The organism is Dolichospermum sp. LEGE 00240 (assembly GCF_015207875.1).
In the GTDB taxonomy this organism is placed as follows: Bacteria; Cyanobacteriota; Cyanobacteriia; order Cyanobacteriales; family Nostocaceae; genus Dolichospermum; species Dolichospermum gracile.
This window is the reverse complement of sequence record NZ_JADEVZ010000033.1, coordinates 39,597-52,183: the sequence shown is the minus strand read 5'-3', so window position 1 is coordinate 52,183 and position 12,587 is coordinate 39,597. Positions and strand designations below refer to the sequence as shown.

At 37.9% G+C, this 12,587-nt stretch carries 12 protein-coding genes and 1 pseudogene; 6 read left to right on the top strand and 7 right to left on the bottom strand.

What is annotated here, in order from left to right:
* The 5 genes from IQ226_RS12860 to IQ226_RS12840 form a co-directional block, all read right to left on the bottom strand.
* On the bottom strand, positions 1-874 hold an 874-nt coding region (locus IQ226_RS12860), incomplete at its 3' end, for a serine protease (RefSeq protein ID WP_193895919.1).
* 313 nt (positions 875-1,187) lie between these two features.
* Positions 1,188-1,757, bottom strand: a complete 570-nt coding sequence (locus tag IQ226_RS12855) for a COP23 domain-containing protein (RefSeq protein WP_193895917.1) — start codon at positions 1,755-1,757, stop codon at positions 1,188-1,190.
* A gap of 129 nt (positions 1,758-1,886) precedes the next feature.
* A complete protein-coding gene (locus IQ226_RS12850) occupies positions 1,887-2,966 on the bottom strand; it encodes a S1C family serine protease (RefSeq protein ID WP_193895915.1) in 1,080 nt (359 codons plus the stop codon).
* Between the two features lie 433 nt (positions 2,967-3,399).
* Positions 3,400-4,500: a phospho-N-acetylmuramoyl-pentapeptide-transferase gene (gene mraY / locus IQ226_RS12845; RefSeq protein ID WP_193895913.1), complete on the bottom strand. Its 1,101-nt coding sequence runs from the start codon at positions 4,498-4,500 to the stop codon at positions 3,400-3,402.
* A 197-nt stretch (positions 4,501-4,697) separates the two neighbouring features.
* Entirely contained in the window at positions 4,698-4,937 is a 240-nt protein-coding gene (locus tag IQ226_RS12840; RefSeq protein WP_168465131.1) for a DUF3134 domain-containing protein, read from the bottom strand.
* 244 nt (positions 4,938-5,181) lie between these two features.
* On the opposite strand from IQ226_RS12840, the gene IQ226_RS12835 reads away from it, so the two are divergent.
* The 6 genes from IQ226_RS12835 to IQ226_RS12810 all read left to right on the top strand — a co-directional run bounded on the left by IQ226_RS12835 (position 5,182) and on the right by IQ226_RS12810 (position 10,439).
* Entirely contained in the window at positions 5,182-5,766 is a 585-nt protein-coding gene (locus IQ226_RS12835) for a PAP/fibrillin family protein (protein ID WP_193895911.1), read from the top strand.
* Positions 5,767-5,979: 213 nt separating this feature from the next.
* Positions 5,980-6,195 (top strand): photosystem I reaction center subunit IV, encoded by a 216-nt coding sequence (locus tag IQ226_RS12830; protein WP_027400975.1) that lies wholly within the window; start codon positions 5,980-5,982, stop codon positions 6,193-6,195.
* 117 nt (positions 6,196-6,312) lie between these two features.
* A complete protein-coding gene (locus tag IQ226_RS12825; RefSeq protein ID WP_193895909.1) occupies positions 6,313-7,152 on the top strand; it encodes a DNA-formamidopyrimidine glycosylase in 840 nt (279 codons plus the stop codon).
* 867 nt (positions 7,153-8,019) lie between these two features.
* The gene (locus IQ226_RS12820) at positions 8,020-8,787 is read left to right on the top strand and encodes a hypothetical protein (RefSeq protein WP_193895908.1); all 768 of its coding nucleotides are present in this window, start codon (positions 8,020-8,022) and stop codon (positions 8,785-8,787) included.
* Positions 8,788-8,961: 174 nt separating this feature from the next.
* Positions 8,962-9,210 carry a hypothetical protein gene (locus IQ226_RS12815; RefSeq protein WP_168643314.1) on the top strand — a complete coding sequence of 83 codons (249 nt, stop codon included), beginning with the start codon at positions 8,962-8,964 and terminating at the stop codon, positions 9,208-9,210.
* A 2-nt stretch (positions 9,211-9,212) separates the two neighbouring features.
* Entirely contained in the window at positions 9,213-10,439 is a 1,227-nt protein-coding gene (locus IQ226_RS12810; RefSeq protein ID WP_193895906.1) for a murein transglycosylase A, read from the top strand.
* A 120-nt stretch (positions 10,440-10,559) separates the two neighbouring features.
* On the opposite strand, the pseudogene IQ226_RS12805 reads toward IQ226_RS12810, so the two are convergent.
* Together IQ226_RS12805 and IQ226_RS25120 are read right to left on the bottom strand one after the other, a co-directional pair.
* A pseudogene (locus IQ226_RS12805) lies at positions 10,560-10,742 on the bottom strand (Uma2 family endonuclease); the annotation flags it as partial.
* Entirely contained in the window at positions 10,733-11,893 is a 1,161-nt protein-coding gene (locus IQ226_RS25120; protein ID WP_228039405.1) for an Eco57I restriction-modification methylase domain-containing protein, read from the bottom strand. The gene IQ226_RS25120 and the pseudogene IQ226_RS12805, both read right to left, overlap by 10 nt.
* Positions 11,894-12,587 lie beyond the last annotated feature (694 nt).

The following is a 12,587-nucleotide window of genomic DNA, read 5'->3' as shown; positions in this document are numbered from 1 at the left end:
CTTTTGCTTCTAATTCTCCTAACCATCCTGTTAATGGTACTTCTGCTATTTGCTGTTTAATATCTGGTATAGGTAAATTATAAGCGGTGAGAACTTCTGGTCTTACCTGACCTAAAACGGTTTTAATAGGTATTCCCCAACTGAGTTTTCTAAATTCTTGAATTTCTGTATTTGTGGGGCGTTTTCCGTTGGTATAAACATAACCAGAATTGACTAGAGGATAGGAACTAATGCCATTAATTCCCAGGAGATACCCTAGACTACTAATAATTGGACCGCCGCTCATTCCCTGTTCAATATCGCTGGTATAACCAATTTCATATCCGGCTTTTAAACTAGGTTGAGAAATTATTTGTTTTACTGTTCCATTTCTAAATAACATTTCTCCTTTGCTGCTAGAATAGCCGGCGGCTATAACTGGTGTATCTGTATTAATATCGAAACTAGCAATTTCTTTAGGTAGACAATAATTTTGATTAGATGTAAATTGCAAGACAGCTAAATCTAGTTTACCAAAATTAGTATTAGGCAAAATTTGGGCTGAATAGATTTGATTATCAGGTGTTTTAATTTGAACTTTATTAACTCCCAGTAAAACATGAGAGTTGGTAACAACTAAATAAGAATTGCCCTTTTTAGCCAATATTGTTCCTGAACCGCCGTTATTATCACCAATGACTCTGACTGTAATTTGTTTAGCAAGGGTTTGGAGTTTTTGGAGTGAATCATATTCTCCACTTTCGGGGTTATCAGGTTTTATATTACAGGTAGCCGGGGTAATTGTTTTAGCTAAGGAACGGGAAACATTTGCTAATGTCAATGATGGGAAAGATAGGAATAATAAGAAGGAAATAATAGCAATGTTACGGTTCATGGTAGTTGTTGATTAGTAGATGATTTGTAGGGTGCGTTAGCGACAGCGTAACGCACCATTCTTTGAATTTGTTGTTCGATAAATCAAGATAAACAAGGGATTTTAGCCAGATTTAGCCAGATTTTAGCCAGATTTAGCCAGATTTTAGCCAGATTTAGCCAGATTTTAGCCAGGGAATAAATTCCCTGTCTAATAGCTAAAGTCGGTTAAAACCGACTATGGGAATTTATGGGAATTTTGAACTTGTTTCCAGACTGTGGTTGAAAATGGAAGTTTGAGGTTCTGTTTCAAATACAGTCAATGTCAAGAATGGCTATTTTTTAATATTGACAAGTGGGGCATTTTGCAAATACTTACCCACATTCAAATACTTTCTATTTCCTGAATTTTGCCAAAGTGGTTCTGAACTTTTACCCTGGGCTATATTCACAAGTTGCTCTAAAACTAATCCTGGGTTACTATTATTTTTTAGGGTAAATAATTGATTGTTACCATTACAAGTTTGTTCATTACTTGCCACAGCACAAACCACAGAATAACCCTTATTTTTACCCGTTGTCAAGCGATTTAAACGACCTGCTTCATAGAAATTATGGAATTTTTTAGATACTTCTTGGCAACGTTTTTGGGGAGTCCAGCTACCTTTGGCAAAATACTCGGATTTCCAACCAATAAACCGTACGTGACCTTGACGTTCAGGAACCCAAGCAATGGTAGCGGGAACTTTTTCACCACTGGCTTGATCAAATATTTCTTGACAGAAAAATGTGACTTGATTGGGTTGATTTTCAGAAGCATTATCTTGACTTAAACCAGGATTTATGCTCATGGTTAAGGTCAATGTTGTTAATCCTAAAAAGGTGGAAAGTGATTGTAATTTCATGATTTTTGAGTCCTTAGTTAAAAAATTAATGTTGATTGTGAAAATGTAGGTTGGGTAGAGCAACAGCGAAACCCAACACAGTTAGAACGTTGTTGTTTAAGAATGTTGGGTTTCATTCTTCAACCCAACCTACTCATATTTAGAAATAGCGCGTAAACTATAATTACCAGTTTCCCCCCTTTCGGAAGAATTGGCAACTATTAAATAAATTCCATCTGCTGGTAAAGTAGCGACAATCCTAGCATTAAAATTACCTGCTCCTTTGTCGTCATTTTCAGCAATTTTTTCAATCTCTTTCCCAGCATCAGATTCGATAACTTGAGATAAGGTTAAGAATGGATTAATCTTCTGACTATCCATTTCAATTACAACTGTTTGTCCTGCTTTACCTGAAAATATATAACCATTAGGACTGCCATTTAAACTACCATTAATTACTTGACCATTAAGGGAAATAGTTTCTATAGATGGTTCTTTTGATGTAGGGACAGTGGAGATAGGAGAAACTTTTTGTTGTTTGATATCTGCTAGAAAAGATTTGACTTTCTCTCCTGGTTGAGAAAGGTTAATTCCAGTTCCACCAGGTACACCACCCATTGGTATACCATTAACAATAATGGGAGCTAAAGCTACGCTGGTATTAACACCAATAACTCCCCCTTGGCTGTTTAATAAGGGTCCGCCAGAGTTTCCAGGATTTAAAAATGCGGTATGTTGAATAGTTCCGTCGGGACGAATCCGGCTAATATTACCTTGGGTGCAGGTATCACGGTTATCAGCATCAAGAGGACTACCAATCGCAAATGCTCGATAACCTACCTTTGCTGTTCCAGGACGAGCTAAACTTAGGTATGGTAAGTTCCTGCGGTTTTGGATTTTTAAAGCTGCTAAATCCACTCCACCCCTAGCAAAACCTATCACATCTGCGGGTAATTGTTTACCATCCCGAAACACGACAGTAACAACGCTAGGACTACCATCTACAACATGAGCGTTGGTAATAATTAAGCCATCCTGACTGACCAAAAAACCGCTACCATGTCCATTACCAGTTTTAACTGTGATAACGGCAGCACTCCCTTGAGTACAAACTCGATTTGCTTCTTCCTCAACCGTTAATGCGAAGACGCTATTATTTCTAGTTATACCCATGAGGGTACATATATAAAAAAGCGTCAAAATACCATAGCGGTACGATAGATGCTTCATGTTGGTTTAGATTCCCTGGTAACTTTACACCCAACCTACTGCCGTGTAAACTTAAAGCGTAACATTGCTTGTTACAGCAGTCTAGTGATTAGACGTAAGTAACAAATATTTTGTTTCTATCTGGCAAAATATCCCAATAATCCCCTGAATTTGCTCAACTCCTCAAGGGTGTAAGTAGAACGGCTTGAATAATTCAAAGTTTGTAGTGAGGAATTTATTCCTCATTTAAGGGCTGAAGCCCTTACTACGAAATCATCTCCAGATTTTTTACGTTACTTAATCTACTTTGATTTATTTTCGTCTACTTACTTAAATGACAATTTGAGTATTGGGAATTGGGGTAATTTACGTCCCGCACAGAACTCCCAATCTCAAAACAAAAACAACCCCCAAATTTGGAGGTTGTGGGTTTTTATTTTTAAAACAAAACTGATTATTTTATGGACATAATACAGACAGAAGCTAGAAAAGCAGCGATAATGTAAAATACAGCCACTACTTGCAATTCTGACCAACCAGTTAATTCTAAATGATGATGTAAAGGAGCCATTTTAAATAATCGCTTACCTTTGCCATCTGGTCCCTTTGTCGCTTTATAATAGCTGACTTGTGCCATGACAGAGAGGGTTTCCACAAAGAAGATACCACTCAGGATAAACAGAGCCACCAAGCTATTTGTTAACAGTGCAACCGCAGCTAAAGCGCCACCCAAGGCTAAAGAACCGGTATCACCCATGAAAACACTAGCTGGGTTACGATTGTAGGCTAAAAAGCCTAAGCAACTACCGCTGACAGCAGCACAGAAAACCATTAAGTCTGGGGAAGTTGGGGCAATGATCACACCTAATGCGAAAATAGCGATCGCTACTGTTCCCGCTGCTAAACCATCAATCCCATCTGTTAAATTAGTAGCATTGCTCTCTGCCACCAGGACAAACCCGGCTACAGGCCAGAACAACAGTCCCAAAGGTAAGGACAAACCCACCCAAGGTAAATGGATATTAGTTATACTAAAGTCACCTTTAAACATCAACCAGACACAAAACACAGCCCCAAAGATCACTTGCAAAGCTAACTTCATCTTCGGAGAAATTCCCTTGTTAGACTTCCGACGCAAAATTTGCCAGTCGTCTATCCAACCAATGAAACCGTAGCTGAGAGTTAAAGCCGAAACCGCCAGGACATTTTCAGAAAAATCCGCCAATATACAAGCAATTATCACCGCTACAGGGATAAAAAATATACCTCCCATAGTTGGTGTTCCTGCCTTTTTGAGATGTGCCTGGGGGCCATCTTCCCGGATAATCTGTCCCGTTTTCAGCCTTTGTAACAGAGGAATCACCCACTGTCCCAGAATTGTCACACCCACAGCAGTCAATAAAAAAGGTAGGGTGAGGGAAATCGGATACCAAGGGGTTCTATGCCCCATGCTATCGAAAATCAAGGCTGTTGCACTCAGTACCAAGGCCAGCAAGGAAGCCAAGCCCATTCCCGAAAAATTCAAACTTTGGTTAGGAGATAATTTAGCGTCCACAAAAAAAATTCCCTTCACTCCACACTTTAAAAAAACCTAAATAAAGCCATAGAGACTGTTTTTAGCTGATAGTTCGCAGTATTTTGGGAACTAGTACAGCACAGCGTCAATAAACTAACCATTCTCAATCGCCAAAAAGCTTGCTTAATATTACTTTTGACGTTTGATTTTTGACTTTTGACTTCCGCCCTGCGGTGCTAGTCATCATCAACAGGTGTATCATCGTCATCATCATAGTCAATATCACCAATTCCGTCGTCTGCGCCCAGAAAATCGGATATTACTTCTACATCTTCCCGCGATTCGGTGTCATGGATATCACGGGCTATCAGTCGGCCACTAAGCCGCAGCCAGTCCAACATAGAGGACTCTTGTTTTAAGGGAATAACTGATGCTCGCTGGTTTCGGGGGGCTTCACGGAGGGGAGAATCTAACATATTAACAGTCACACACGGGGGTTTATATAACTAGACACTAAGAGTCTATCATACTGACTTGATACGAGTTAATTTATTCCTTCATACAGGTCTTTAACTGCTGAATCCGAATCAAAGAAAATTTTCATTTAACGAGCGAACGGTAGTCAAAAAGGCATTATTCATGAATTGTATGGTTATAGACAAAGAACATTAATATTTTATTAATGCTATTTCATCATGTAAACTCTTGAGGCATTGGGTAATGATAGGCAAATCAACTCTTATTGATCTAATTGTTGGCACTAATCGCGGTTTATTGGCAAGTCAGCCACAACAACAAGCTATTTTAGCAGCGATCGCCAACTTAGAAGACTTTAATCCCACGCCACGACCATTAGCAGCTAGTAATTTACTAGAAGGTGACTGGCGACTACTATACACCACGAGCAAAGCCTTATTAAACATAGATCGTTTACCCTTTTGTAAACTTGGTCAAATTTACCAATGTATTCGGGTAGAAAGCAACAGTGTTTATAACATAGCTGAGATTTATGGCATTCCTTTCTTCGCAGGATTAGTTAGCGTTGCTGCTAAATTTGAACCAGTATCCCAACAGCGTGTGCAAGTAAAATTCCAACGTTCTATAATTGGTTTACAAAGCCTAATTGGCTATACAACACCGGGAAACTTCATCCAACAAATTGAATTAGGCAAAAAATTTACCGCTTTTGATTTTCCCATTCAAAGTGAACAACAACAAGGTTGGCTAGATATTACTTATATAGATAATTATCTCCGTATAGGTAGGGGGAACGAAGGTAGTGTTTTTGTATTAAGTAAGACATAGAACATTTTGCCAGGAGTGTTTGGGAATGAACTTACTCTATTATGGGTAGTTTGTCAAGAAGTCGCAGGGAAGATTAACAACTCATTACCGATGAAAACCCAGCAATTTGACAAATAACTTAACAAAACCACAAGCAAATACCTTGAGGTTGTAGAGTGAAAACAATCAGCCCTACTTTAACGGCAATTCATACTTCAAAAGGGAAGATCCATCATGGTTCAACGTGGTTCTAAAGTACGTGTTCTCCGCCCTGAGTCCTACTGGTTTCAGGATCTTGGTACAGTGGTTTCTGTTGACAAAAGCGGGATTAAATACCCTGTAATTGTTCGCTTTGACAAAGTTAACTACTCTGATCTCAACACCAACAACTTTGCTGTAGATGAATTAATTGAGGTGGAAGCACCTAAACCCAAAGCCGCAGCCAAATAAATAGTCAAGCATCAAGGGGATTGTTTAATGGGATAATTAGGAAAAGATGTCAAGGTAAAAATCTTGTCTATTTCCTCTGTTTGACCATACCTTTCCCTAAAAATATTATTTGCTTGAATGCCTGAACTGCCTGAAGTTGAAACAGTCCGCCGGGGTTTGAATCAATTAACCCTGAGTCAAGAAGTGACGGGGGGAGATGTGTTGCTACAACGCACCATTGCCTACCCGTTTTCCGTTGATGAATTTATTGATAAAGTTAAAGGGAATACTATTACTACCTGGCATCGTCGTGGTAAATATCTCTTGGCTGAACTTTCCTCACCTTCTCCCAGTTATTTAGGAGTTCACCTCCGCATGACCGGTCAGTTACTTTGGTTAACCCAAGATCAACCTTTACACAAACACACCAGAGTGAGGTTATTTTTTGGGGAAAAGCAAGAATTACGCTTTGTTGACCAGCGCACCTTCGGGCAAATGTGGTATGTTCCTAGTCATGTAGCTGTAGAAAGTATTATTACAGGTTTGGCAAAATTGGCAGTTGACCCCTTTTCCCCAGAGTTCACTGTGGCGTATTTTGCTGATAAATTAAAAAAATCCCGTCGTCCTATTAAAACTGGATTATTAGATCAGTCAATGGTGGCAGGATTAGGTAATATTTATGCAGATGAAGCTTTATTTAAAAGTGGGATTTTACCAACTACTCTCTGTACAGAATTACAACTTCCCCAAATTGAACTTTTACGAACGGCAATTATTCAAGTTTTATCAGCGAGTATTGCGGTAGGTGGAACGACTTTTAGTAATTTCTTGAGTGTGAAAGGCGTTAACGGTAATTATGGCGGTGAAGCCTGGGTTTATAACCGCACTGGCGAACTTTGCAAGGTTTGTGGTCGTGTCATCCAACGAATTAAGTTAGGTGGGCGTTCTAGTCATTTCTGTCCTCAATGTCAAAGTTAGCTTTCCCGACAGAAGCCCCATCCCAAAAATATAGGTTTTCATCAAACTTATACTCTCTGTCGAATCTCCGCGTCTAAAGACGCGGAGAGTGTCAAGTTTTTTATTTAGGGATTGCTAAATAAAGCTAAAACCATTTATTAATAAGTTCAATAAGTTCAGGAGTATGGCTAACGCCACGCTGCGCTATCAGGAGTTCAGGAGAAAGAAGAAAGAAGAAAGAAGAAAATTCCTTCCCTGTAACCTGTAACCTGTAACCTGTAACCTGTAACCTGTAACCTGTAACCTGTAACCTGTAACCTGTCACCTGTAACCTGTCACCTGTAACCTGTCACCTGTCACCTGTCACCTGTCACCTGTAACCTGTCACCTGTAACCTGTAACCTGTCACCTGTAACCTGTAACCTGTAACCTGTAACCTGTAACCTGTCACCTGTCACCTCCCCTCACAGACAACTTATTCAGCAACCCCTATTTAGTAAAGTTTAATTGCAAAAATGTCCTATCGAATTTAAAGCTGTTATCCTAATAGTTGAAGCAGGTATAGCTTCCCTGGCAGATACGACAGCTAGAGAGAAAGAAGAGAGAAACCACAAGTTAAATAAGAGGTAAAAGCGCTGTTTAATTTACATCTGTCTCGTCAACAAACAACGACACCCAACGCGAAAGCTGATATTTCCTCACATGACTGAAGATCAGGGGGCGCTGTGACTGATTTCCATCACTTGTTTGTCAAGTTGGTGGGAGGTGGTACATCCCTGGCTAGGATCAACAAGAAGAGGAAATCAACAGGCGAGTAGATGTTTGGGTGTTGTTGTTTGTAATTTTGGACTAGAATTAAATAGAAAGAGACATTGAAAATAGCGCCTTATGTCAATTATTGCGCTCAAAGCGTGGTATCTACCGGATTATGAACCGATTACAGAACTGGAAAAACGTCCTCCAGATATTCGGCTGAGTAAAAAAAGCCTATTAAAATCAGGATTACGAGCAGACTTTTTAGAGGATAGCGACGCAGTAAAAACATCAACTTGGTTTGGGCGATATTTAGAAGGAGAAAATATTGAGTTTTATATTGAAGGCAGCGGTGGATATTCTGTAGCTAACATTGACTTGATTAGTCATGAAATTTATTTTACTAAACAGGCTGTATTAGCCCAATTAGATCCGACAATATATTTCTGTTATCAAACCGAATATGGGACAGCTAATGATCTTCTCAAAGAAGAATTGCTTACCACTTTAAAAAGTATAAATGAAAAATCGCATTTTCCCCTGACCTTAGTAGAATCACCTCGTCCCAAAAATGCTTGTTTGCGTTTAAGTCGCGCCAGCATGAGAAAAATCCGTAAGAGTTTATTATTTATTGCTGATACCACTGCCATAACTAGCATTGACAGTCAGGAAACAAATCAATTAATTCCCAGTCCTCATGTCTGTGTAGAAATGGGTTATGCTATCCACAGTAAACGGACTGAGCAAATTTTACTGGTGCAAATGCAACGTCCAGACTTGTCAGGGCAATTTCCCTTTGATTTGCCCACCCAGCAGGTTTTACAATTTCAAAGTGGTACGGAACTCAAGCAAATGCTGACAGGAATAATTGAAAACCAGTTGGCTAAATTCAAATTATTTTAGCTAAGTCCTAGATACAGCAAATTGCAGATTAATGAAGTACAGAATCTAAATTCCGAACCAGACAGCAAGCCAGTTTTACTCCTGACTCCTGACTCCTGACTCCTAGATAATTCTTTTCATAATGGTGCGACGTGGTTAACAATGGAGAAGATGTATTTTCAGTAGTGTAAATTTATGCCTAGAACTCCTAACGAATATGCTGTTTTTTTGCTGCTAGACAATGGACATCGGGAAGAAGTGCGTTTTTCCACCTTTCCAGAATTTCAAAAATGGTATAGCGGCGTATTAACTCCAAAGCATGATTCAAATGAGTTTATTAACGTACCGATTAAGAATATTCAAGGCGAATATTTAGTGGTGCGTCCGTCTAAGATTGCAGGAATTCGGGTAGAACCTGTATTTAATTCTAGTATTGAAAGATAAACATGAGAAAAAACCTTACTTTGCTGGCCTTAAGTCTGGGAATTGCTTTTATAAATCCACTTTCCTCAGTTATAGCTCAAGCTCCTAATTCACAGCCAGTCACGATACCAGTAACTCCGGAAATACCACCTGTAGTACTACCAGCACTCCAACCTATTGATTTAGAAACTGTTTGCACCCCCCAGAATTGCTTAGGTTTGGATGAACAACTTTGGGGTAAACAGGGGGATAAACAAGCATTGCTGACCTCCATAGATAACAGTTTGCGCTATTTGGCAAGTAATAAAGCTGTTACAGCCTATCAAGATTACCCAATTAAGGAAATTACCCTGAATCGGGTGCAGCGCAGTTTGGTACGCTTTCGGCAATTGGTTGTGAGTTCTCAGTCGGCGGCTGAACTACAAGCTGCTGTACGACGGGAGTTTGTGTTTTACCAGTCTGTAGGTAACGATGGCAAGGGAACTGTTAAGTTTACAGCTTATTATGAGCCTGTGTATGTTGCCAGTCGAGTCAGGACTTCTGTATACAAGTATCCTCTTTATCGTCTGCCACCGGATTTCCAGAAATGGCCAAAACCCCATCCTAAACGGGTTGATTTAGAAGGAAAGGATGGGTTACTGGGGGATAAAAGCAGGTTGCGAGGTTTAGAACTTCTCTGGTTTCGTAATCGTCTAGACGCATACATGGTTCATATCCAAGGTTCTGCCCAAATTAGATTAACTAATGGACGCAGAACATCCGTTGGTTTTGCTGGAGGAACTGATTATGCTTGGACTTCTATCGGTCGAGAACTAGCAAAGGATGGGAAAATGCCACTGAGTGGTTTAACCATGCCTAAGTTAATTGCTTATTTCCGCCAAAATCCCCAGGAGTTAAGTAATTATTTACCACGTTGGGAAAGGTTTGTTTTCTTTGCAGAAACTAACGGTACGCCAGCGACAGGTAGTATTCTTGTCCCTGTCACTGCCGAACGTTCCATTGCTACAGATAAGTCTCTGATGCCACCGGGCGCACTGGCGCTGATTGTCAATTCCTTTCCTTATCCTACTAATCGTGGCAAACTGGAATCTCGTCTAGTTAACCGGTTTGTATTGGATCAGGATACAGGTAGTGCGATTAAAGGACCGGGAAGAGTTGATTATTTCATGGGTTCTGGTCAATTAGCAGGCGATCGCGCTGGTATTTCTGGCGGTAACGGTTTACTATTCTATTTATTACTCAAAGAATAGGAGTCACCGAGTCAGGAGTTTAGAAAGAATCAGGAAATTTCTTCCCTTCCCCCTTGTGTGTATTAGCTTACAAGGGGGGAGTAAGGGGAGGTAAAAATTACGGGATACTACTTTAAACACCTATTCAAATACAGGAGGCCATAATTCAGAAATAGCAATTTCCCAACCAGGAAATAATTCATCTACAGTTAATTTATCATCTGCTGTTAATAATGTGATTTTACCATGAGGACGATAAACAGTAACAGTTAATTCATCAGGATTGATTAAAATTCCTACTTTCGCGCCTAATTTTAAAAATAATTATCTATTTTTATGTCTGCATATTCTTTTTCTGTTAATGTAAATTCAGGATCTATTATTTTTACTTCTTGATAGGTTAATTCGTAAAGTTTATAAACCATGTTGTCTATTTGTTGTTCTAATGTGGTTGTATCTTTACCTTGAGATTTGAGGGTTATAACTTTTTCTGCTTTCTTAATAAATATATTTTGGGTATTTTCACAACTTAACATAATAGGAATACGAGATGTTACGGGACTATCAAAATGCATTGTTCTAATGGCTTTCCCAAATATAAAAAGATAAGCATACCAATTTACAAGTTTTGAATTTAATAAGCACCAAATATATTGAGATGATATCTCATTTTTTGTAATGGTAATTTGATTAATAGTATCTACTAAAATTAGATCAGTTTGTTCAGGAATACAGCTAATAATTTGAATATGTTCATAAGGTTTAGTAATATGCGCTACAATGTTTTGCACAAGTACAGAATTTTTATTGATTTTTGCTTTTTCACTAATTAAATTTGCATCATTAATATATCCTTTAATATTTCTAATTCCATATTTATTAATTTCCTTACCTCCAATAACTGCATATTTACCTTCTGTAACTAAATGTTTTTGTAATCCAATTTCTCCTCTACTATTGTTAGCAATATCATTTAAAAAAATACTTTTTTGAAAAATGTTATTACCAATTATTAACTCAAGATGATTAATTCCATTAGGAAAAAGCCCGAATTGTGTTTTTAATTTTTTACTTATATTACCCATAAAATCAAAAGATTTATCAGCTTTAAATAAGATTGATTTATAGTTATCTATTATTTTACCTTTGTGGATAGAAATAATGCAAGCCTCAAGTTTTACATTATCAAATGCTTTTCCACAGTCTGCAATCAAAGCAATTTCTTTTTTAACAAAATGTCTTATATCTGAATAATTCGATGCAAAAGTGAATGATTTGGGAATAATATATGTTTTTATCCCCTTTTTTTTATTCAACGAAATACCTCTTTCAACAAAAAGAATAGCCGTTTCAGAAGTTTTTATTTGATACTTTTCTTTAAAAAATTTAATATCTAATCTACTTAATTTTGCACCATAGGGAGGATTACCAATTACAATATCAAAACCCACATTTTCCACAACTTGCTGATTCATAACTTCAGGAAAATCTAACCTCCAATCAAAGAAATTAAGAGATTCATCAGATTTATTTTTGAGTGCTTTCAATTCCTTAATATTTTGTTTCCAACCAACAGTTTGTAAATAAATTTCCGTGTTCTTAGTTAAAGTTTTATCCGTACTAGTGGGTTTATTTTCCATACCTTTAGTTTTAATCATCAATTCCAATTGACTTATCAGCAAATCAATTTTTAAATTACGGATATCAGTAGCTAACTTTCTCTTATCGCTATCTGGACTAAAAAACTCTTTTTGTTTATCACTAATTTTCCTTAAAATTTCTTGAGGTTGGTAAACATCAACTAAAATACTTCCTTGTGTAACATCTTTGATTTCCCAATCAATATCAATAATATCATCACCAAACTTACTCACCAGACTATTACCCACCACAATTTTATAATCAAGATTAGGTAACGCTTTGGGTTCAGGTTCATCTACTATTAAACTCAACCAAAAACGCAATCTAGCAATATCCACAGCACCGCGTTCAATATCCACCCCATAAATACTATTTTGGATGATATTTAACTTGACATCCGAAGCATTAAAATTAGTCGTATTTCCAAATTCAAAAGTATGTAAAGTTTGTTTTGCGGTAAATATTTCATGTAAAAAACCCATAGGAAAAGCACCCGAACCAATAGCAGGATCACAAATCTTGACATTA